The organism is Mesorhizobium sp. M0800 (assembly GCF_040320095.1).
In the GTDB taxonomy this organism is placed as follows: domain Bacteria; phylum Pseudomonadota; class Alphaproteobacteria; order Rhizobiales; family Rhizobiaceae; genus Mesorhizobium.
In genome coordinates this window covers 64,738-84,065 of the sequence record NZ_JAMYOZ010000026.1, presented here as the reverse complement: position 1 = coordinate 84,065, position 19,328 = coordinate 64,738, and the positions used below count along the sequence as shown (strand labels likewise).

The 19,328-nt window shown below is 62.0% G+C and carries 24 protein-coding genes and 1 tRNA gene; 13 read left to right on the top strand and 12 right to left on the bottom strand.

Translation table 11 applies throughout. The features are described 5' to 3' along the window. The first annotated feature begins 11 nt into the window (after positions 1-11). Positions 12-1,022: a nicotinate-nucleotide--dimethylbenzimidazole phosphoribosyltransferase gene (gene cobT / locus NKI18_RS25105; RefSeq protein ID WP_352620166.1), complete on the top strand. Its 1,011-nt coding sequence runs from the start codon at positions 12-14 to the stop codon at positions 1,020-1,022. A 26-nt stretch (positions 1,023-1,048) separates the two neighbouring features. Next, entirely contained in the window at positions 1,049-1,789 is a 741-nt protein-coding gene (locus NKI18_RS25100; protein ID WP_352620167.1) for a hypothetical protein, read from the top strand. Positions 1,790-1,866: 77 nt separating this feature from the next. On the opposite strand, the gene NKI18_RS25095 is transcribed toward NKI18_RS25100, so the two are convergent. Then, a tRNA-Lys gene (locus tag NKI18_RS25095) sits at positions 1,867-1,942 on the bottom strand. A 105-nt stretch (positions 1,943-2,047) separates the two neighbouring features. Next, entirely contained in the window at positions 2,048-2,953 is a 906-nt protein-coding gene (locus tag NKI18_RS25090) for a PhzF family phenazine biosynthesis protein (RefSeq protein WP_352620168.1), read from the bottom strand. Between the two features lie 111 nt (positions 2,954-3,064). On the opposite strand from NKI18_RS25090, the gene NKI18_RS25085 reads away from it, so the two are divergent. From NKI18_RS25085 to NKI18_RS25070, 4 genes are all read left to right on the top strand, one after another. Further along, positions 3,065-4,357 (top strand): efflux RND transporter periplasmic adaptor subunit, encoded by a 1,293-nt coding sequence (locus NKI18_RS25085; RefSeq protein ID WP_352620169.1) that lies wholly within the window; start codon positions 3,065-3,067, stop codon positions 4,355-4,357. A gap of 2 nt (positions 4,358-4,359) precedes the next feature. Next, positions 4,360-5,067 carry an ABC transporter ATP-binding protein gene (locus NKI18_RS25080; protein WP_031211754.1) on the top strand — a complete coding sequence of 236 codons (708 nt, stop codon included), beginning with the start codon at positions 4,360-4,362 and terminating at the stop codon, positions 5,065-5,067. Between the two features lie 2 nt (positions 5,068-5,069). Beyond that, a complete protein-coding gene (locus NKI18_RS25075; protein ID WP_352620170.1) occupies positions 5,070-6,287 on the top strand; it encodes an ABC transporter permease in 1,218 nt (405 codons plus the stop codon). A gap of 115 nt (positions 6,288-6,402) precedes the next feature. Next, a complete protein-coding gene (locus NKI18_RS25070; RefSeq protein ID WP_352620171.1) occupies positions 6,403-6,645 on the top strand; it encodes a hypothetical protein in 243 nt (80 codons plus the stop codon). Here NKI18_RS25070 and NKI18_RS25065 read toward each other — a convergent pair. Together NKI18_RS25065 and NKI18_RS25060 are read right to left on the bottom strand one after the other, a co-directional pair. Further along, positions 6,642-7,370, bottom strand: a complete 729-nt coding sequence (locus tag NKI18_RS25065; RefSeq protein ID WP_352620173.1) for a hypothetical protein — start codon at positions 7,368-7,370, stop codon at positions 6,642-6,644. The two genes, NKI18_RS25070 and NKI18_RS25065, sit on opposite strands and share 4 nt — an antisense overlap. 7 nt (positions 7,371-7,377) lie before the next feature. Continuing rightward, positions 7,378-8,490, bottom strand: coding sequence for an endonuclease/exonuclease/phosphatase family protein (locus tag NKI18_RS25060; RefSeq protein ID WP_352456486.1), 1,113 nt, complete (start codon positions 8,488-8,490; stop codon positions 7,378-7,380). On the opposite strand from NKI18_RS25060, the gene NKI18_RS25055 reads away from it, so the two are divergent. The 3 genes from NKI18_RS25055 (at position 8,489) to NKI18_RS25045 (ending at position 9,723) form a co-directional block, all read left to right on the top strand. Further along, positions 8,489-8,626, top strand: coding sequence for a hypothetical protein (locus NKI18_RS25055; protein ID WP_352570411.1), 138 nt, complete (start codon positions 8,489-8,491; stop codon positions 8,624-8,626). The two genes, NKI18_RS25060 and NKI18_RS25055, sit on opposite strands and share 2 nt — an antisense overlap. Before the next feature lie 51 nt (positions 8,627-8,677). Further along, positions 8,678-9,262, top strand: coding sequence for a BA14K family protein (locus tag NKI18_RS25050; RefSeq protein WP_352620175.1), 585 nt, complete (start codon positions 8,678-8,680; stop codon positions 9,260-9,262). Positions 9,263-9,438: 176 nt separating this feature from the next. After that, positions 9,439-9,723 carry a PilZ domain-containing protein gene (locus NKI18_RS25045; protein WP_023676657.1) on the top strand — a complete coding sequence of 95 codons (285 nt, stop codon included), beginning with the start codon at positions 9,439-9,441 and terminating at the stop codon, positions 9,721-9,723. A 10-nt stretch (positions 9,724-9,733) separates the two neighbouring features. Here NKI18_RS25045 and NKI18_RS25040 read toward each other — a convergent pair whose 3' ends face one another. The 5 genes from NKI18_RS25040 to NKI18_RS25020 all read right to left on the bottom strand — a co-directional run bounded on the left by NKI18_RS25040 (position 9,734) and on the right by NKI18_RS25020 (position 14,414). After that, entirely contained in the window at positions 9,734-10,357 is a 624-nt protein-coding gene (locus NKI18_RS25040; protein WP_352620177.1) for a hypothetical protein, read from the bottom strand. Next, the gene (locus NKI18_RS25035) at positions 10,350-10,871 is read right to left on the bottom strand and encodes a hypothetical protein (RefSeq protein ID WP_352575179.1); all 522 of its coding nucleotides are present in this window, start codon (positions 10,869-10,871) and stop codon (positions 10,350-10,352) included. The genes NKI18_RS25040 and NKI18_RS25035 overlap by 8 nt, the downstream gene beginning before the upstream one ends. A 499-nt stretch (positions 10,872-11,370) precedes the next feature. Next, complete coding sequence (locus tag NKI18_RS25030; RefSeq protein ID WP_352620179.1) at positions 11,371-12,348, bottom strand: DUF3592 domain-containing protein; 978 nt, start codon at positions 12,346-12,348, stop codon at positions 11,371-11,373. A 257-nt stretch (positions 12,349-12,605) separates the two neighbouring features. Beyond that, the gene (gene ilvC, locus NKI18_RS25025; protein WP_352450043.1) at positions 12,606-13,625 is read right to left on the bottom strand and encodes a ketol-acid reductoisomerase; all 1,020 of its coding nucleotides are present in this window, start codon (positions 13,623-13,625) and stop codon (positions 12,606-12,608) included. A 135-nt stretch (positions 13,626-13,760) separates the two neighbouring features. Next, the gene (locus NKI18_RS25020) at positions 13,761-14,414 is read right to left on the bottom strand and encodes a TetR/AcrR family transcriptional regulator (protein ID WP_352456491.1); all 654 of its coding nucleotides are present in this window, start codon (positions 14,412-14,414) and stop codon (positions 13,761-13,763) included. Between the two features lie 153 nt (positions 14,415-14,567). Here NKI18_RS25020 and NKI18_RS25015 point away from each other — a divergent pair, with 153 nt between their 5' ends. Then, the gene (locus tag NKI18_RS25015; RefSeq protein ID WP_352620181.1) at positions 14,568-14,996 is read left to right on the top strand and encodes an anthrone oxygenase family protein; all 429 of its coding nucleotides are present in this window, start codon (positions 14,568-14,570) and stop codon (positions 14,994-14,996) included. Positions 14,997-15,033: 37 nt separating this feature from the next. Here NKI18_RS25015 and NKI18_RS25010 read toward each other — a convergent pair whose 3' ends face one another. After that, positions 15,034-15,486 (bottom strand): MarR family winged helix-turn-helix transcriptional regulator, encoded by a 453-nt coding sequence (locus NKI18_RS25010; RefSeq protein WP_352620183.1) that lies wholly within the window; start codon positions 15,484-15,486, stop codon positions 15,034-15,036. Between the two features lie 100 nt (positions 15,487-15,586). Here NKI18_RS25010 and NKI18_RS25005 point away from each other — a divergent pair, with 100 nt between their 5' ends. Both NKI18_RS25005 and NKI18_RS25000 read left to right on the top strand, forming a co-directional pair. Beyond that, entirely contained in the window at positions 15,587-15,892 is a 306-nt protein-coding gene (locus NKI18_RS25005; RefSeq protein ID WP_353020827.1) for a Rieske (2Fe-2S) protein, read from the top strand. A 1-nt stretch (position 15,893) separates the two neighbouring features. Then, a complete protein-coding gene (locus NKI18_RS25000; protein WP_352620185.1) occupies positions 15,894-16,619 on the top strand; it encodes a glutathione S-transferase family protein in 726 nt (241 codons plus the stop codon). On the opposite strand, the gene NKI18_RS24995 is transcribed toward NKI18_RS25000, so the two are convergent. Together NKI18_RS24995 and NKI18_RS24990 are read right to left on the bottom strand one after the other, a co-directional pair. Beyond that, on the bottom strand, positions 16,567-17,805 hold the full coding sequence (locus tag NKI18_RS24995) for an FAD-dependent oxidoreductase (protein WP_352620187.1): 1,239 nt from the start codon (positions 17,803-17,805) through the stop codon (positions 16,567-16,569). The two genes, NKI18_RS25000 and NKI18_RS24995, sit on opposite strands and share 53 nt — an antisense overlap. Before the next feature lie 74 nt (positions 17,806-17,879). Then, positions 17,880-18,290: a winged helix-turn-helix transcriptional regulator gene (locus tag NKI18_RS24990; RefSeq protein ID WP_352620189.1), complete on the bottom strand. Its 411-nt coding sequence runs from the start codon at positions 18,288-18,290 to the stop codon at positions 17,880-17,882. Positions 18,291-18,426: 136 nt separating this feature from the next. Here NKI18_RS24990 and NKI18_RS24985 point away from each other — a divergent pair, with 136 nt between their 5' ends. Then, entirely contained in the window at positions 18,427-19,317 is an 891-nt protein-coding gene (locus NKI18_RS24985) for an SDR family oxidoreductase (protein WP_352620191.1), read from the top strand. The last annotated feature ends 11 nt before the right edge of the window (positions 19,318-19,328 follow it).

The window sequence follows — 19,328 nt, the reverse complement described above, 5'->3', positions numbered from 1 at the left end:
ATTTTGCCCCCATGCCTTTCAAATCGCTCGATGAACTGCGCACCGCCTGCCTCGACCTGCCCAATGGCAGCGAAGCCGCCGCCAATGCCGTCGCCCGCCGCCAGGACACGCTGACCAAGCCGCAAGGCAGCCTTGGCCGGCTGGAGACGATAGCCACCTGGCTGGCGCGCTGGCAGGGCCGCGACATGCCAAAGCTCGACCGCGTCAAGGTCTTCGTCTTCGCCGGCAATCACGGCGTCACCGCGCAGGGCGTATCGGCCTTCCCCTCGGAGGTCACCGTGCAGATGGTGGCGAATTTCGCCGGTGGGGGTGCTGCCATCAACCAGCTTGCCCGCATTGCCGGCGCCGATCTCGACGTCATCTCGCTCGATCTCGACCGCCCGACCGGCGACTTCACGCAAGAGCCGGCGATGGAGGACGAGGTCTTCCTCGCCGCCGTCTCAGCCGGCTACGACGCGATCAGCAAGGAACTCGACCTCGTCTGCTTCGGCGAAATGGGCATCGGCAACACCACGCCGGCGGCGGCCATCTCAACCGCACTGTTCGGCGGCGGCGCGGAGCGATGGACAGGGCGTGGCACCGGCGTCGACGACGCCGGCCTCGTGCGCAAGATCGTCGCCATCGAGGCCGGCCTGAAGCGCCACGCCCCGGCGCTGGCCGATCCGCTGAAGATAGCGGCAGCCCTCGGCGGGCGCGAGCTTGCGGCGATCTTGGGCGCAACACTGGCGGCGCGCCATCTCGGCGTGCCGGTGCTGCTCGACGGCTTCGTCTGCACCGCCGCCACGGCACCCTTGGCCGGGCTGCATCCCGCCGGCCTTGCCCACACTATGGCCGCTCACGTATCGGCCGAATCCGGCCACCGCCGCCTGCTCGAAGCGCTCGGCCTGCCACCCTTGCTCGACCTCGGCATGCGGCTCGGCGAAGGCTCCGGCGCCTGCCTCGCCATCAACATCGTCCGCTCGGCATTGGAATGCCACGCCCGTATGGCAAGCTTTGCGGAGGCTGGTGTTTCGGAGAAGTAAGGCGGAGCCAAGCGCGGATCGCGTTGATGAACAAACGCTCACAGATCTTCGGAGACCCCAAACAGGGGCTTCGCGATATTCTTGCTCGGATCATCAGAGATTTCGACAGCAAGAGCGGCGCCTTTGCCGGGCTGAAATACAATTCGCCGTGGATACTCGCCACGGAGGATTGGGCTGAACGATCAGGCCATTCGGTCGAGGACCTATGCGAGATGATTTCTCAATGGCGAATCTCAATCTTTTCTGGCGAGCAGACAGACCCGAGAATCGTTCAGATTTTTGAAGATCTTCGCAGCGCCGCGGAAGATTGGCGAACCGAGACAGACTACATCGATCCACCCCTTCCCTACGATCCTGAAGAGGCAAAATTCCCCAATCGCAAAGAACTGAAAGCGCATACACTCAGGGCTTGGGATTCTTTGGGATTATCGACGCAGTGGCATCACTACGATGCCCGAGACCTTAGTTTTAGCGGAATTATCGAAGATAGATTTGGTCACGAAATTAGATTCTCGATGACCTTCAAGCTGGCATATGGTGGTCCCATAAGGTTGTTCTTCCAATTTCCTTACTATTCGGAAGGCGATCCGAGACATCTAGACCTCTTTATGCTTTCAGGCTGTTTTGTCTGTCAGGACCTCCGTTTGCCCAAAGCACTCGACCTTAAATGGACCGTCGGTAAAAGCAGGACAAACTTCGATGCCGTCGACGGCGTCTTGGCCATAGTGCGGGCGATCCTCAGCTGTCTGCGGCCGACTATCCAATAGCGGTTGCATAATGCGGCCACCCGATAGCGGCGAAACATCCCGCTTTCTAGGTCTTTCCACCAATTTTCTGAAAAATTTGGTGGGTGCGCACAGGATTGAACTGTGGACCCGCTGATTAAGAGTCAGCTGCTCTACCAACTGAGCTACGCACCCACTCGGCCGGAAAAACCGGCGTTGGCGGGCATATAGCCGCCGACATCCGCCATGTCCAGCCCCGTGGGATTCATTTCCCGACAAATCGCCGAAGTGCCGCGCCCGTCAAACAAAAAGCCTGCCTTCAGCCACCTTCACCGCATGGCCGCCGATGCGGGCGGCGGTCAGTTTGCCACCTTCGACATTCAGTTCGAGGCGAATGCGCGAAGGCCGGCCCATCTCCAGCCCCTGCTCGATCCACAGTTGTGAAACGCCGTCCGTCGGGCCGTCGAAATGCATGATCGCGCCAGCGAAGGCGGCCGCCGCTGAGCCGGTCGCCGGGTCTTCGTAGGACGGATTGCCGGGCACCATCATGCGGACATGGAAGGCACTGTCATGGTGCACCGTCTCGCGGCAATAGACATAGGGGCTGGCGAAGGCCCATTCGCTCTTGCGTGGTGCGAGCTCCGACCACGCCTGGTTGTCCAGCCTGATCCGGGCGGCCGCCTCCAGATTGGCGACGGGGATGGTCACGTAGGGCACGCCCGCCGACCAGAACGAAACGCGGTGGTTCTCGAAGCCGATCTCGTGCGGCCCAAGGCCAAGGGCCGCGCCGATCGCCTCGGGATCGGCCGACAATGCCAGCTGCGCCGGCAGTTTCGCCAGGTCGAACTCGGCAAAGGTCGAACCGTCGTGCTTGCTGACAGCGCAGCGCACCGGGCCGATATTCTCCTCGAGCACGAAGATGCCGGCGGCCTCTCCCGCCATTTCGGCGAGCGCTATCGCCGAGCCGACGGTCGGGTGGCCGGCGAACGGCATTTCATAGTCGGGTGTGAAGATACGGATGCGGGCCCGATGCTTGGGATTATCAGGCGGCAGCACGAAGACGGTTTCGGACAGGTTGAACTCGCGCGCCACCGCCTGCATCGCCGCAAGGTCCAGCCCGTCACAGTCGAGCACCACGGCCAGCGGATTGCCCGCCAGCCGGTTGGTGGTGAATACGTCGTAAAGCAAGTAATTCCGCGGCTGCATCTCAGTAAGTCCTCTGCCTCATTCCCAACATGAGCGAAATTTAATTTGAATTTTGAACCATAAGGCCTGATTTGTGCACTGATGGGATATCACTGAACATAGGGGTCCGGCGTGGACCAGATTGTCAATCTGCCAAAGACGGAATCCGCTTCCGCCATCGAGACGGCGCTCGGGCTTGACCACCAGAGCCTGAAGACAAAACGCCGTCGCGGTTGGCTTTACGCACTGCTTGCGCTACTCGCAGTGGCCGCGGGTGTCGTCGGCTACCCGTGGTATGCGGGCTCGCCCGCCAAGATCGAGTATACCACGACACTGGCTACCATGGCCGATCTTACCGTCGCGGTTTCGGCTACCGGCACGCTGCAGCCCCTCACCCAGGTCGATATTTCCAGCGAACTCTCCGGCGTCGTCCGCTCGGTTTCGGTCAACGAGAACCAGCTGGTGAAGAAGGGCGATGTGCTGGCCGCGCTCGACACCGCCAAGCTGGAGGTGCAGATCGAGCGCGCCCAGGCCTCGGCCAAGGCGGCGGCGGCGAGCGTCGAGGACGCCACCGTGACCGTGGCCGAAAACGAAAAGGGCCTGGTGCGCGCGGTACAACTCACCAAGCGCGGCATGGCGACGGACCAGTCGCTTGAAGCGGCAACCGCCACCCGCGACCGCTCGAAGGCGGCGCTCGATATTGCCAAAGCCAACCTCGCCATGGCCAATGCCGATCTCAAGGCGCAGCAGACGGATCTTGCCAAGAGCACCATCTTCGCTCCGATCGACGGCATCATACTGACGCGCTCGGTCGATCCAGGCCAGACGGTCGCCTCTTCGCTGCAGGCGCCGGTGCTGTTCGTCATCGCCGCCGATCTGAAGAATATGGAGTTGAAGGCGGCGGTCGACGAGGCCGATATCGGCGCCGTCAGGCCCGGCCAACATGCGCGCTTCACCGTCGACGCGTTCCCCGAACGGCCATTCGACGCCGAAATCCGCGACATTTCCTATGCCTCGGTCACCACCGACGGCGTCGTCACTTACGATGCAAGGCTGGATGTCGACAATAGCGAGCTTCTGTTGCGGCCCGGCATGACAGCCACCGTCTCGGTCGTCACCAAGCAGGCCAAGAACGTGCTCACCGTGCCATCGATCGCCTTCCGCTACCGGCCGGCGCAGACGGCCGAGCGCGGCTGGAGCCTCACCGACCTGTTCACCGGCCGCATGGGGCGCCCGGGCGGCAACCGCCAGCGCCAGGCGGCGACGAAGCCCATCGGCGGCTCGCGCACGCTTTACGTGCTGGAGAATGGCCGGCCGCATCCGGTCAACGTCAGGGTCGGCTCGACAGATGGCGAACTGACCGAGATCGTTTCCGGCCTGGAGGAAGGCGCGCAAGTCATTACCGCCTCGCAGCAGCGGAGCTGATCGTGGCATCGGGCGCGACCCTCATCGGCTTCGACAAGGTCTGGAAAAGCTATGGCCAGGGCGAGGCCCGGGTGCATGCGCTGGCCGGCGTCGACCTCGCCATCAGACGCGGCGAATTCGTCGCCATCATGGGTCCGTCGGGCTCGGGCAAATCGACGGCCATGAACATCATTGGCTGCCTCGACACGCCGACCGCTGGGACTTACAGCTTCGAAGGCATCGACGCCGGCCGTCTCGACCGCAACCGCCGCGCTCAGCTGCGCAACCTCTATGTCGGCTTCGTCTTCCAGGGCTATAATCTCTTGCCGCGCACCACGGCCGCGGAGAATGTCGAACTGCCGCTGATCTATCGCGGCGTCGGTGCCCGCGAGCGCCGCGGCCTTGCCATGCAGGCGCTTGCCGAGGTCGGCCTTGTCGGCCGCGAGCATCATACGCCAGCCGAGCTGTCCGGCGGCCAGCAGCAGCGCGTGGCGATCGCCCGCGCCATCGTCACCAGGCCGACGCTGCTCGTTGCCGACGAGCCGACCGGCAATCTCGACACCGCACGCACGCACGAGATCATGGAACTCCTGACGCAATTGAATACCGAACTCGGCTTGACTATCGCCATGGTCACGCACGAAGCCGATGTTGCCGGCTATGCGCAGCGCACGATCCGTTTCCTCGATGGCCATGTCGCCTTGGACACAGCCAATCTCGAGATGGCCTAGCCATGATCTGGGAAACCGTTCGCCTCTCGCTCCGCTCCATCCGCCGCAACGTGCTGCGCTCGTTCCTGACGCTGCTCGGCATCGTCATCGGCGTTGCCGCCGTCATCGCCATGCTGACCATCGGCTCGGGCACCACCGAAAAGGTCAAGTCCGATATTTCCAAGCTCGGCAGCAATCTGCTCGTCATCCGTTCCGGCCGTCCGGCCGGGCCTGGCGGACCTGGAGGGCTCGATCAGGTCGTCCGACCGCTGGGCGACAAAGATCTTGCAGCGCTTGCCGCGCATCTGGACGGCTCGCGCGCCATCTCGCCGGCGTCGCAAAAGCAGGTGCGCGTCATTTTCGGCACCGAAAGCCTGACCTCGGGAGTCACCGGAACCGACAGCGCCTATCTCGATGCCCGCGACTGGAAGCTGGTTTCGGGCCGCCCGTTCAGCGATTCGGAAACCCGCTCGGGCACCGGCGTCTGCCTCATCGGTGAGACGGTGCGCCAGCAGTTCTTCGGCGCCGGCGACCCTGAAGGCGAGATCATCCGCGTCAACCGCACCTCCTGCAAGATCATCGGCCTGCTCGAACCGAAGGGCTATACCGGTTTCGGCCAGGACCAGGACAATGTCGTGCTGATGCCGCTCGCCGCCTATCAGCGTCGCATTGCCGGCAATCGCGACATCGACTCGATCTATGTCGCCGCCGACGACCGTACGCCAACCACGGTGCTGCAGCAGCGCGTCGAGGACATCTTGCGCGACACACGCCGCATCACGCCCGACCGCGACGATGATTTCTCGATCCGCGACATGACCCAGATCGCCGATGCTATGGCCAGCGCGACCACCACCATGACTGGCATGCTCGGTGCCGTCGCCGGCGTCAGCCTGCTCGTCGGCGGCATCGGCATTATGAACATCATGCTGGTGTCGGTAACCGAACGCACGCGCGAGATCGGCATCAGGCTCGCTATCGGCGCCCATGAAAAGCATATCCTCATCCAGTTCCTGGTCGAGGCAACCGTGCTGTCGCTGCTTGGCGGCATCATCGGCATCCTGATCGGCCTGGCCCTTGCCGGCCTCGCCTCGGTGACGCTGACGATCCCGTTTGCGCCAAGCCCGGCGGTCATCCTGCTTGCGGTCGGCTTCTCCGCGCTGATCGGCATGGTGTTCGGCTTCTTCCCGGCGCTGCGCGGCGCGCGGCTCAACCCGATCGACGCACTGAGGCATGAATAGAGCGTTGCAGCAAATGTCGTCTCCAGACGCTGCCAATTTTTTATGCAACCTGCCCTTGTCGCAGCACATTCTGCAATGATAACAATGCTGTTGGGGACTAAGGGGGGAACAATGGATGAGCAAGAAAGCGCGACTGGCTCTGGCGATGGTGATCGTCGAAGCCGCCTTGGCAGGGCTTTGGTGGAATTTGATCCTTTATGGGATGGACAATCCCGATCGCGTCACCGCTGACTTCCAGCAGGTTATTGGACAGACGATGGGAACGGCGATGGGGGCGCTCCTGGGTCTCGGCGTGCTGTTGTATTTTGTCGCTGCCCGCAACGACCGCAAGGCTATTGAAGGTAGGCTACGACGTTAGAGTTGGAAACCTTGCTCGCTCGCAAAGTGCCATTCGATCAGCGGTCTCATATGCGGCATCAGCCCGTCCGGCAGGTCGGCTGCATTGCGGATGATGACGGGGCCTTCGATTTCAGGCTCTGACTCGGCCGCGACGAAAGCGCTGATCCGCTGTGCCAGGTTGTCGGCGGACGCCGTCTCGCGGTAGCGGCGAAAGATCACCGTGCCGCTTGCCGTCGACAGGGCGTAATGGCGCCTGCCGCGTGTCGCGCCTGACAGGTCGAGGCCGGTCTCTTCCCGCACCTCGCGGATCATGTTGAAGTCGACGTCGACAAGGCCATCGCGGAAATCGGTTGGCTCGAACGAACCGGCGGCGAAGTAGACGCGCCCCGCATTGACCGTATGCGGCGCCATGCGGATCGCCACAAGCGCATTGTCGCCGGCGACCAGCATGGCGTGCGCGTAGGCATGTTCGGCGCCAGGCACCTGTCGATTGCTGCGCCAAAGCATGAAGGTCGAATAACGCACCGCATGGCAACGGCCGACTAGGCGATTGTCGCGATAGCTGAGAGCGGAAAGCAGCACCACGATGCCGTCGAAAAGCGCCGGCTTGGCCGCCGTCTCACGCCGCCAGTTCTCGGCGATCGCGCCGGCATGATCGCGCTCGAACGGATGCGGGCCGGAATCGAGCCTGACGTCGATGGCATCGACCGGCAGGATGACGTTGCGCGGCAGATCGAAACTCACGCCTGTCTCACACCATGTCGAGGGCAATTGCTACCGGGCAATGGTCGGATGCCTTCGGCCGGTCCCACCCGGCGCGTGGGAAGCGCTCGACCTCCTGGCCCGCTGGAAATATGGTGCGCCAAGGCTGGCCGTTGCGGATGATATCGGGAACCGCGGTGGCGTTCTGCCTGGCCAGCGCGCTCGACAAAAGGATGTAGTCGAGCTGGCAGAGATGCCGCTCTTCCGGTCCGCGTGTGTGATAGAAAGTCCAGCGGTCCATTTCCGGCCGCCGCTCGACCGCGTTTTCACAAAAGCCGCCGGCAGTGAGCACATCGATGCAGGACCGGCTCTCGTCGATGACCTCGAAACGGTAGCCGTCGACGGCATCGCCGGTAATCTTCACGCGCTGCCGGTAGTCGTTCATATCGCCGCAGATTGCCCAGCGCTTGTCGGCGGCATGGTCCTTGCCGAAGCGCTCCTCGATGATCCGGCGCACTGCTTGAGCTTCGGCGATGCGCAGCGGCATTGTCGCTTCACGGCCGTCGAGGCCGTTGCGGGGCGAGCCCATCGACTTGAAATGAACGAGGTAGAGCGTCAACGGCGCGCCAGCCACCGTCAGATCGATTTCCAGGCAGTCGCGCCGGAAGATGCGTTCATTGGCCTGGTAACCAAGCGCTGCCAATTCCGCCGTGTGCAGGCCGAATTGCTCGAACGTGACATAGGCGTAGCTGGTCATGCGCACGAATTCGATCGGCTGGCCCTGCGCGGTCTCGTTGCGCATCATCACGGCGACGTCGATGCCGCGCGAATCATTGCCGGCGGTGGTGTATTTCTGCCGGTAGCCTTGCCCCACCATCTTGAACAGATAGCCATATTCGAAGGCCCTCAGCGCCTCGATATTGTCGACCTCCTGCATGCAGATGATGTCGGCGCGGGTGGCCGCGATCGCCAATGCCGTCAGCTGCCGCGTGTCGTCGGATTGGGCGATGGCCCGCGCCTGCTCGAGCATCTTGTATTCGGCCTCGCTCTGAATGTCGAAAAGCGCCAGTGTGCGGTCTTCGTTGAGTTGGTTGCGGTAGCCGGAATAATCAAACCTGTTCATCAGGTTTTCGACGTTGAAGGTGGCAAGGCGCAGCGACATGGCTTTGACCTTTGCCCGCAAGCGCGCCCGAAAACAAGGGCGCAGAAACCAGGCGGCTCTGATTGATCGCGCGCTCGTTATGGTTGACGGAACCTTTTTGTTCATCTTCCGTTCAGATGGAAAGTTCCATCAATAGGCCCTTCCCCGGGGTATTCTGGGCGTGGGGCCTGAATCTTCGGAGAGTGCGATGAAACCGCTCTTTTTATCTTCTGCCAGATCCGGGCTGATGGCCCTCGGTCTGATCGCCGGCCTCTCGGCCCCCTCGCTTGCCGGGCCGATGCCCAAACCCCTGCTGCCGGTGGCGGGCAATGCCGCCGACATCGTGCAAATTCGTGAAGATTGGGCAGGCGGCAACGACAGGCAGATCTGGCGTTGGCGCAATCACGGCGTTCGGCAATGGCGCGGCGACGATGGTTGGAGATGGCGGTCCAACAATTTCCGCGGCCGTCATTTCTCGAGACACTGGGACAATGGCGACTGGAATGACAACTGGCGTTGGCGCCATCACCGCCGCCATTACCGCGGCGGTTACTACGATGATGGTGCCGGCGCCGCGATTCTTGGGCTGGGCCTGGGGTTTGGCCTCGGCAGCCTATACAACAATTACAACTACTACGATGCGCCCGCACCGCGGCGCTACTACCGGACACAGCGGCTTTCCAGCGCGCATGTCCAATGGTGCTACAATCGCTACCGGTCGTACCGCGCCTGGGACAACACGTTCCAGCCCTATAACGGGCCGCGCCAGCAATGCTACTCGCCCTATAGCTGAGCAGGCCGGTAATAATATCGTTTGGCGCCGCCCGTTGCGGCGCCGATTTTTTCTTACGGCCAGCAACCGCGAAAAATCGCCAGCCTCCACTGGTGATAACGCTATTTTTATCAGGCAGGTCTAATAATCCTCCCGATCAGAACGCCCGAGACGCGAAGATGGCTGGATTGCGTGCGATGGCCGAGGACGAACAGAGGGACAAACACCGGCAGCGCGTCTTGAAGGGCGCGACGATCCTGACCGGCGTGAGCAATTCCGAGGTCACATGCACGCTGCGCAACATGCATGCCGGCGGCGCCGAATTGAAGATCTCGATCGACGCGCGCGTGCCCGATGAGTTCCTGCTCTATGTTCCGACCGACGGCATTGCCTACAAGGCCGTGGTCCGCTGGCGCCGCGAGGATCGAATTGGGGTGATGTTCACCGGCACCGAACCAAAGCCCAGCTGGCACTACGGCTGAGATCCCGGCGCTATCCGGGTGGCAGGACTCGCAGTGTCTGCTCGTCAAACAGCGGCTCATCCTGGCCGACGCGAACGAATAGAAGCTTTCGCCGCTCGGGTGATTGCACCTCGAAATACTGAATGCCGTCCGGGGCTTCGCCCCATTCGCCGCAAGGCGGTTCGCCGACTTCGTCAGGGTCGGCAACGGCTTTCAATTCACTGAGATAAACGGCATCGGGACTGAAGACATACCGCAGGGTGCCCGTGGGCGTGACCCCTTCGGTGTAAGGCATGAACACGCAACGTGTGCTGACAGCCTTCTCGGTCTTCTGCGAGTATATGCGCTGTAATGCAGCGTCAGCGGCCTCGCCCGGCAGCATATCGAAGACTTCGACGACCGGATCGGCCGGTCCGCCATCGCTGTATTTGATGGCAAGAGCATTGCCGCCAAGCTCGAAATGAATCCGGCGAAAACCGAAATCGCAGCGCTGCACCCAGGCAGCCAGCCCGACATCCTTGTCCGCCAGCCGTTCCCAAGCGCATTTGTCGACAGGCGGACGCGACGGCTTGCTTTGGTCGGCACGAGCGCCGGTTGCCATGGCCATAAGGACCGGAAGGGCGAAGATGCAGGCCGGCAGTCTCTTGCTATTCATCGCTACAACCCGTCAAGCTAAAGGCGTCCCAGGCTGAACCGTCGGGATTGGCTTTGGCGAAATCGGGCCATTCGGTAAAAATCGCGCCGAAGTCAGGCAACAGCAACCCTGCCGGTGCCGGCGAGGCTTCGCGGGAACTCAACTGCTCGGCACCGCCTGCATTGAACGCATAGACCTGCCCATCCCACACTCTGCACAGCCCGGTGCCGTCCTCGAGACCAGCCTCACGATCGTCGTCGGTGCAGGTGTGCCGGATCGTGCCCACAGGAAACGAGTACTTGCCATTGGTCCAGGTAATGTCCGACGGCAGGCGAATGTCGGTGTTGGGCACGATCAACGAAAAGACCTCGGTCGTCAGCGCGGCCGGCTCGTTGTTGGTTGGCCGGAACTGTATCGTCGCTCCCGAACGCGGCTCGCGATAGGTCGCATGGCTGAGCGAACATTCTGTTGCGTTCGCTGCTTGCAACAGGCTCAGCATGCTCAGAAAAATAGCTGCTGCTTTGCGGATGATCATTTAAGTCCCTTGGAGCAGCATCATTGTGAAGTTTGAGCATCGATGCTTTAGCATGGCCCAAGGCCACGTCGAAAAGAAGAATCGATGATGCGAAATCTCTTGATGCTCATTTCGATCCTAGCATTTTCGTGCGGCCACGCCTTCGCCGCGGAACCCTATGTGGGCACATGGTCCGGGGACAGATCGAACTGTACCGCCGTTGCGGATGTTCAACGCCAGACTGTCTACACATTGTACCGCGACGCGCTGTCGGTCCCTGCTCTCGGCTGCGAACACGCAACGTTCCTCAAGACGTCTACGGGCTGGGTGGCGCGGGCCAGCCAATGCTACGGATCCGACCCGTCGGCCGAAGAGCCGTTCTCCCGTGTCATCCATATTGTGGTCGACGGGGCGACGGTGAGATTGACATGGCCTGGCTTCGACAGCGGAGTTCTTGTCAGATGCTGAATACAAGTGCCCTTCCTCTGGATCTACAGCGTCTAGGACGGCAGCTTCAGCATTAGATCACCCCGACAAGCAGCGCGGCTCCACCTATCAAGCCAACGGCGCAGACCCACAGGAGCCAAAGCCCGCTCACCCTGCATTCGAGAACCGCTGCAACTGGGTTGTCGGGATCGTAGTGGACCTCAACCTTGTCGCCCTGGAGGTAGCGCTGCGATTGACCGCTGACGAGGCTCGGCAGCGAAGCCGTCACGTTTGCGCCGAAAGCGATGCGATCGGCGGCGTAGCGCTGGCCGGCGACGCTATAGCTGTAGACGATGCGGGATTTGAAGACTGTTCGCCAGGGCCGATAGCCGTCTCCGGACCTGTCGCGGGTCTCGAATTTCTGCAGGCCCGAAGCATCGATGCGTCCTGCCGTGATCGGCCATTTGGCCGCCTGTTCCGCAAGTGACTTCTGGGCAAAGCCCATGCGCAGGACAAACAATCCCATGAAAAGCAGCAGGGCAGCGGCGCCGAGGTTCTGCGGCCTGGGCAAAAACGGCCGGATCGCTTCGAGGACGCCGCCGACGGAGAAGACCAATACAAGCGCGCCTACCACCAGCCCGGCCGAAAGCTGGACCATGAACTTGAAGGAGCCGTCGGGCATGGTGCGTTCGATCACGGCCTTGGCTGGATCGGCCGGATTGTAGAAGACGGTTACGCCGGCCCCGTTTGGAAATTTCGCAAGGGTTTCCGCCACGGCAAAGTTTCCAAGGTTCTCCTGCACGCTGTAGTGCGAACTGCGAAATGTCTTGCCGTTCACCTTGTATTCGAAGGTGATTGCCGGGAAGTTGCGGATTTCGGTCGACCCTCTGCTGTCCGAACCGGATCCCGAACTGGTCACCTCGCGAGCCTCGACCCGCGACGAGATGATCTTTCCCGGCGTCGGAGACCAGCGGCTGACCGCCCTCACCTCCCACCACTTCAGCAAGGTGACGAGGGAGAGCATGCCGGCAACCGCGCAGGCAAACCCGATCAACAGAAATTTGAGTTCCAACTCTCACCCCCTTGGCACTTTTGTGCCATGCCCCGCACAGGCATATCACGGTGATGAGGATAGTGCGCCTGTCCAGAAGCCTGGAAACCACACAATCTTGATGCGAAAAGGCCGGCGGATCGCTCCGCCGGCCTTTCTTGATCGGCAATGAAATTGCGATCAGTTCTTGGCCTTGTCGACCAGCTTGTTCATGGAAATTCCCACGCGCCCGCAGGGCGAAGCCCGAGGACGGGTAACGAAACGAACGTGGATGTCCTTCAGTTCTTGGCCTTATCAACCAGCTTGTTCTTCGAAATCCACGGCATCATCGCGCGCAGCTTGGCGCCGACTTCCTCGATCTGGTGGCTGTCGTTGTTGCGGCGGATGCCCTTGAAGCGCGACATGCCGGCGCGGTATTCCTGCATCCATTCCGAGGTGAACTTGCCGGTCTGGATATCCTTCAGCACGCGCTTCATCTCGGCCTTGGTCTCGGCGGTGATGATGCGCGGGCCCGAGACATATTCGCCCCATTCGGCGGTGTTCGAGATCGAGTAGTTCATGTTGGAAATGCCGCCTTCATAGATCAGGTCGACGATCAATTTGACCTCGTGCAGGCACTCGAAATAGGCCATTTCCGGCGCATAGCCGGCTTCCACCAGTGTCTCGAAGCCGGCGCGGATCAATTCGACCAGGCCGCCGCACAGCACCACCTGCTCGCCGAATAGGTCGGTCTCGCACTCCTCGCGGAAATTGGTCTCGATAATGCCCGAGCGGCCGCCGCCAACGCCGCAGGCGTAGGAGAGCGCCAGGTCGAGCGCATTGCCCGAAGCGTCCTGGTTGACCGCGACCAGGCACGGCACGCCACCGCCCTTCTGGTATTCGCCGCGCACCGTATGGCCAGGCCCCTTCGGCGCGATCATCACGACGTCGACCGAAGCTTTAGGCTCGATCAGGCCAAAATGCACGTTGAGGCCGTGGGCGAAGGCGATTGCCGCGCCATCGCGGATGTTTGGCGCGATCTCGGATTTGTAGATGTCGGCCTGCAGCTCATCCGGCGTCGCCATCATCATCAGGTCGGCCCATTTGGCGGCATCGGCTACGCTCATCACCTTGAGCCCGTCGGCCTCGACCTTCTTGGCGGTCGCCGAGCCGGCCTTGAGGCCGATGGCGATGTCCTTGACGCCGGAATCCTTGAGGTTGAGCGCATGCGCCCTGCCCTGGCTGCCATAGCCGATGATAGCGACCTTCTTGCCCTTGATCAGGTTGAGATCGGCGTCGCGATCGTAATAGACACGCATTTTTCTTCCTTCCCGTTTTGAACCAGAGCATGATGCCGAAAAGTGTGAAGCGGTTTTCGGACGACATCATGCTCCATCTTTTAGTGTAGAGCCGGATTCAGATTTCAGGTCGATTTGACCTGAAATCATCCGGCTCTATGGGCCCTGCGGCCCGGTTTTTGCCCCGAAAAGAGCGAGAAACTGCTGCGTCGCCCGGACGGCATCGCCGCCGATCGCCACATCAGTCAATTCCAGCCGGTCGCCAAGCAGCAAGCGGATCTGCACGTCACGGGCGACCAGCCCGAAAAAGGTGCGGAACGCCGTCTCCGCGTCCGAAAATTCAAGGAACCCGGCCTGTCTCCCGGCCTCCAGCACCGGCTTGAGGCGCTTGGCCAGCGCAAATCGACCGTTCTCCAGCACGATGGCGCCGAGATCGTCCTTCCCCGAACTAGCATGGCCGACCGCCACCCTGTTCAGCGCGATCGAGGTGTCGCTCGAAATTACCTTGAGCCAGTCCGAAGCGAAGCGTTCGAGGCTCGCCGTCAGCGAAGGGAGGTCGAGCCCCTTGCGGTCGACCGGCACTACCCGCACCTTGGACGCCTGCCATTGTACCGTTGCCGTCAACAGCCCGTCGCGATCGCCGAACCATTTGTAGAGCGTCTCCTTCGAGCAGCTCGCCCGCCGCGCCACGGCGGTCATGGTCAACTGATCGCCCTCTTCGACCAGCAGGCGAAGGGCGGCGTCGAGCACGTCCTTCTGCCGCTCCGTCAGCGCCTCGCTGGTGTCGATGTCGGTCACAGCGTGCAACACAGTTTTTCCTCAGGAGGCAAACTCACCCGGAGTTCAGATACGAGCTCGATGGCGTACCGTACGTTACGGTTCGGCTTTATGGCGTATTGCCCGACCCGACGCAAGCCTTTATTTCTGTTTGCTCCATGCGGGGCATCACGGGAGACACGGATCATGCTCGCCGGATTGCTTGCCTTGACCGTTGCCGCAGTGTTCGCCGGCGCGGCTATCTACGTCAGCGTCGCCGAGCAGCCGGCGCGGCTTCGCCTCGATGACAAGGCATTGCTGCAGGAATGGCAGCCTTCCTACAAGCGCGGCGCCGCCATGCAGGCCTCGATCGCCGTCATCGCCTGTATTCTGGGCCTCGTCGCCTGGTGGCTGACCGGCAATCTCGCTTATCTGGTCGGCGCCTTGCTGATCATCCTGCCTTGGCCATGGACGCTGCTGGTGATGATGCCGGCAAATAGGTTGCTGGAGGCGATGGACGCGAACTCCGTCAATCCTGAAGCTCGGACATTGATCGCCAAATGGGGCAATCTGCATCTGGTCCGCGTCGGGCTTGGCGTTCTGGCGACGCTGGCGTTTCTCTGGGGCAGTGCCTGACCTCGCCGATTGGCGCGAGCTTCGGCACGAAGGCGTGTCACTCCACGACGGCCGGATGGCGCAGGCGCCCAAGCAGAGCCGACAGCGTGTCCAGATCATCGTTGGAAAGCTGGGAGCCGACCAGCTCCGCGATCGAGCGGCCGTAGACGGCCCACATGCGGCGGCGCGTCTCGCGTCCCTTGTCGGTGACGCGGACTGTTTGCCCGCGGCCGTCATCGGCAACTGGAAGCTTCTCGACCTGCCCGTCGGCTTCGAGCCGCGCCAGCAGCCGGGAGATGTTGTACTGCGCAAACAGGGTGCGCTCGGTGAGTTGGAACGGCCGCAATCCGCCCTCGCCCGCCTCGGCAAGCTCATGCAGGACGTCGTACCAGGCAAGCGGCGGCAGGCCACTGTCCTTCAGCGCGTCCTCGGCTCGTTCCAACAACTGGCGCGAAACCCGTATCAGGCGGGCCCAGGCCTTGATGGCTGGAGGTGAAGGAATCCCGGTCATGATTGCATCGTAGGCGATAGATGCAATTGCATCAAGCTTGACGATCGATGCAAATGCATCTATATAGATGCAATCGCATCAATCATGAGAGGCAATTCCGATGAAGCATGAAATCTGCAGGATTGCCGACATTCCGGAAACAGGCAGCCTGATCGCTCCGTTCTTCGGCCGCGAGGTCCATGTCTACCGCAGCGGCGAGCGTATCCGCGCCGCCGCCAACGTCTGCCTGCATTTCGGTGGCCCGCTCGGCTGCAAGGACGGCAAGCTCGTCTGCCAGTGGCACGGCGCCTCGTTCGACATGGCCAACGGTGATCGCCTCAAAGGCCCGGCGCCGAAGGGCTCCCGCCTGATGTTCCTCTCCACCCGCGTCGAGGACGGCGCATTGAACTATGTCTGGGGAGAGTGAGATGATCGACAAGCTCATCCTCGTCAGCCATCATCTTTGCCCCTATGTGCAGCGCGCGGCGATTTCACTTCGCGAAAAGGACGTGCCCTTCGAGCGCATCACGGTCGATCTCGCCAACAAACCTGCCTGGTTCAAGGCGATATCACCGCTCGGCAAGGTGCCGCTGCTCCGCGTTGAGCATGACGGCCAGGAAACGGTGATCTTCGAATCGCTCGTCATCCTCGAATTCCTCGAGGAAACCCAGCCCAATCCGCTGCATCCCACCGACCCCTATGCCCGTGCCCGGCATCGCGCCTGGATCGAGTTCGGCTCGGCAATCCTCAATGCCATCGGCCGCTTCTATTCAGCACTCACCGAAGCCGCCTTCATCGCCGAACGCGGGGCTCTGGCAGCAATGTTCGATCGCCTGGAAGTGGAACTGGCGAACGGCGCGGCTGGACCATGGTTCGACCGCGAGCGTTTTTCACTGGTCGACGCGGTCTACGGGCCGATTTTCCGTTATTTCGAGGTCTTTGACCGGATCGGCGATTTCGGCATCCTGGACGGAAAACCGCATATCCAGGCCTGGCGCAAGGCATTGCACGAACGCCCATCCGTAAAGGACGCGGTCGCTCCCGATTATCCGCAACGCCTCCACGCATTCTTGCAGGCTAAGGGTTCGCACCTTTCGGAAATCATCCGCCAAAACGATCCGGCCACAGCGCTTCCGCAAGCCCGATCGGCTTGAATGGATTGAGCACCGTTCCTGTAACCATGGAAGCAAGAAACTCCGGCGCCGGCGGGACTTTTGCCAGCGTCGCCACCAGCCTGTCGCGGACGAACGGCATCACAATCGAATCCGATTGATAAAACGGCGTCAGCACCAGCGACAGCGTCTGGAAGATCCGCACATGCCATCGCCGCGCCCGAACGTAAGCTTCCAGCGCAGTATCGATACGGTCCGTTCCTATGAGCGCGTAGTTGAGCGCGGCTGCATCGAGCAGCGCCATGTTCGCGCCCTGCCCGAGCTGCGGGCTTGTCGAATGGGCCGCGTCGCCGATAACGGCCAATCGCCGTCCGGCTGGCGTCTTCATCGTGTGATGGCCATAGCGCGCCAGCGAGAGCTGCTCGAAACTGTCGATCTGGTCGATGAAGGCCGCGCATTCAGGCCACAGCCCGACCAGTCTCGCCTTCCATGCCTCGAGACCTGCCGCCCAGACGCACTCGGCATCCGCCTGCTTGAGGCTCCAGAAGAATGCCGCCATCTTCCCGGCACCGGGCTCAGGCCGGCCGATCGGCAGCACGCCGATCATCACGCTCGCTTTGTCGTAGCGCTGCAGCAGGGCGTGCTCGTCGAAACCCTCGCCGCGCCAGCCGAGCGATGCCCAGAACGCGCCATAGGCGAGCGATCGCGGTTCGCCCGGATTGGTTACGCACCGCCGCAGTTTGGAGCGCGAACCGCTGGCATCCACTACCAGGTCGAACGACCCTATCCGTCGTCCGTTGCCGCAGATCAATGTTGCCCGTTCGCCGGTTTCCAGCGTCTCGAGTTCGATACCTGTCTCGATGGTGATCGCTTGGCGCCGGACGGCGCGGAAAAGCACGCCGAACAGAGCCGCCCGGTGCACCGCCAGCCCGAAACGACTGCCGCGCCGGGCATCATAGCGGACGTTGAGCACTGTGCGGCCGGTTCTGGCGTCCGCACCATGCAGGCGGTCTATGCGGCTGCCCAGCGCCAGAATGTCGTCGAGCAGGCCGAGATCGGCAAGCACCGTCAGCCCGGTCGGCTGCAGGATCAGCCCGGACCCGACCGGTTTTGGCTGGTCGAAGCGCTCGAAGATGGTGACCCTATGTCCGGCGCGCTCGAGATAGAGCGCGGCGGCAAGTCCAGCCGGCCCGGCGCCGGCAATCGCGATGTCCAGAGAATTGCCCATCTGCCCGACCCAACCCAGGCCGGACAATCCTTCAGCGCTGTCGCTAAATCAAGCCGCTGTCTCGGCCTGGAGGCTCAGCCCTCGGCAGTATCGAAAATCTTCCGCGCCTCGCGTACAGCGCCGTGATTGAGCTCGGCCCATTGGATCAGCTGATGCAAGGGTCCAAACATCGAGCGCCCGAGATCGGTGAGGCTGTATTCGACGCTCGGCGGTTTGGTCGGAAACACCTGGCGATGCACATAGCCGTCGCGCTGCAGATCGTGCAGCGTCTGGGTGAGCATGCGCTGTGAAATATCGGGCACCAGCCGCCGCAATTCGCCGAAGCGGTACGGCTTCTCGGCCAAGGCCTCCATCAGCAGTGAACTCCATTTATTGCTTATGCCCTGGATCACGTCGCGAACCGGGCAATCCGCAAGGTTTCCGCCACCGCTGCCTGCTTTGTAGATCTCGAGCTTCGATCTCAGATTGACGATCTTGCCGTCCATGGCTGGTTCCCTGGGTGTGCCTACCTCCCGCAAAACTGCCTTCTTTACGAGGATGGGTCAATTCCTATTTTAGTGCTGGTCTCTTTTTGAGACTAACATTTGCACCCGCCGCTCCGGCGCAACGTCAGGACCTTTCATGACCGACACCCTTCTCGTCACCGGCGCCTCCGGCCAGCTTGGCCGCGGCGTCATCAATCATCTGCTTGACACGCTCAAGGTCTCCCCTCAGCGCATCATCGCCGCCACCCGCAATCCGGAAAATCTGGCCGATCTGGCAGCCCGAGGCGTCACCATCCGGGCAGTTGACTTCGACGACACCGCGTCGTTGGCCAGTGCATTTACCGGCGCCGACAGGGTTCTGATCATTTCGACAAACGAGCTCGCCGTTCCGGGCAAGCGCCTGAAGCAACATGAGACCGCGGTCGCCGCCGCAAAAAGCGCGGGCGTTTCGCACCTGCTCTACACATCGATGCCCAATCCGGAACCAGGATCGCCGGTGCTGTTTGCGCCCGATCACCACGGCACCGAGCAGGCTATCAAGGCGAGCGGCATTCCCTACACCATCTTCCGCAACGGCTGGTACCAGGAGAACCTGTTCATGGCGCTGCCGCACGCCATCGCGTCGGGGCAGTGGTACACATCCGCTGGAGACGGCCGCATTGCACACGGCGCGCGCGACGATATGGCCGCGGCAATCGCCGCCGGCCTCGCTTCGAGTGCAACCGAAAGCACGACATACACACTGACCGGCCCCAAGGCCCACACGATGGCCGAGATTGCGGCCCTCGTCACCGAGGTCACCGGCAACCCGATCGAAGTCGTCCAGCTTTCGGATGAAGCGCTGACCGAGGGATTGAAGGCAGCCGGCGTTCCCGAAGCTTTTGCGCCTGTCATCGTTTCCTTCGACACCAACACCCGCTCCGGCCGGATCGGCATGGTGACCGACGCGGTCGAGACGCTGTCCGGCAGGAAGCCGCAGCCGCTGAAGCAATTTCTTGAAGCAAACAAGGCGGCTCTGGTGAGCTGAGCCTCACAATG

What these genes read in the sequence shown, in the direction of transcription:
- NKI18_RS25050 (WP_352620175.1), top strand. Translation starts at nt 8,678, where the DNA reads ATGAAACCGCTCTTTTTATCTTCTGCCAGATCCGGGCTGATGGCCCTC.
- NKI18_RS24995 (WP_352620187.1), bottom strand. Translation starts at nt 17,805, where the DNA reads ATGGGCAATTCTCTGGACATCGCGATTGCCGGCGCCGGGCCGGCTGGA.
- NKI18_RS25015 (WP_352620181.1), top strand. Translation starts at nt 14,568, where the DNA reads ATGCTCGCCGGATTGCTTGCCTTGACCGTTGCCGCAGTGTTCGCCGGC.
- NKI18_RS25035 (WP_352575179.1), bottom strand. Translation starts at nt 10,871, where the DNA reads ATGATCATCCGCAAAGCAGCAGCTATTTTTCTGAGCATGCTGAGCCTG.
- NKI18_RS25040 (WP_352620177.1), bottom strand. Translation starts at nt 10,357, where the DNA reads ATGAATAGCAAGAGACTGCCGGCCTGCATCTTCGCCCTTCCGGTCCTT.
- NKI18_RS25090 (WP_352620168.1), bottom strand. Translation starts at nt 2,953, where the DNA reads ATGCAGCCGCGGAATTACTTGCTTTACGACGTATTCACCACCAACCGG.
- NKI18_RS25075 (WP_352620170.1), top strand. Translation starts at nt 5,070, where the DNA reads ATGATCTGGGAAACCGTTCGCCTCTCGCTCCGCTCCATCCGCCGCAAC.
- NKI18_RS25000 (WP_352620185.1), top strand. Translation starts at nt 15,894, where the DNA reads ATGATCGACAAGCTCATCCTCGTCAGCCATCATCTTTGCCCCTATGTG.
- NKI18_RS25100 (WP_352620167.1), top strand. Translation starts at nt 1,049, where the DNA reads ATGAACAAACGCTCACAGATCTTCGGAGACCCCAAACAGGGGCTTCGC.
- NKI18_RS25045 (WP_023676657.1), top strand. Translation starts at nt 9,439, where the DNA reads ATGGCCGAGGACGAACAGAGGGACAAACACCGGCAGCGCGTCTTGAAG.
- NKI18_RS24985 (WP_352620191.1), top strand. Translation starts at nt 18,427, where the DNA reads ATGACCGACACCCTTCTCGTCACCGGCGCCTCCGGCCAGCTTGGCCGC.
- ilvC (WP_352450043.1), bottom strand. Translation starts at nt 13,625, where the DNA reads ATGCGTGTCTATTACGATCGCGACGCCGATCTCAACCTGATCAAGGGC.
- NKI18_RS25055 (WP_352570411.1), top strand. Translation starts at nt 8,489, where the DNA reads ATGGCTTTGACCTTTGCCCGCAAGCGCGCCCGAAAACAAGGGCGCAGA.
- NKI18_RS25060 (WP_352456486.1), bottom strand. Translation starts at nt 8,490, where the DNA reads ATGTCGCTGCGCCTTGCCACCTTCAACGTCGAAAACCTGATGAACAGG.
- NKI18_RS24990 (WP_352620189.1), bottom strand. Translation starts at nt 18,290, where the DNA reads ATGGACGGCAAGATCGTCAATCTGAGATCGAAGCTCGAGATCTACAAA.
- NKI18_RS25005 (WP_353020827.1), top strand. Translation starts at nt 15,587, where the DNA reads ATGAAGCATGAAATCTGCAGGATTGCCGACATTCCGGAAACAGGCAGC.
- cobT (WP_352620166.1), top strand. Translation starts at nt 12, where the DNA reads ATGCCTTTCAAATCGCTCGATGAACTGCGCACCGCCTGCCTCGACCTG.
- NKI18_RS25070 (WP_352620171.1), top strand. Translation starts at nt 6,403, where the DNA reads ATGAGCAAGAAAGCGCGACTGGCTCTGGCGATGGTGATCGTCGAAGCC.
- NKI18_RS25010 (WP_352620183.1), bottom strand. Translation starts at nt 15,486, where the DNA reads ATGACCGGGATTCCTTCACCTCCAGCCATCAAGGCCTGGGCCCGCCTG.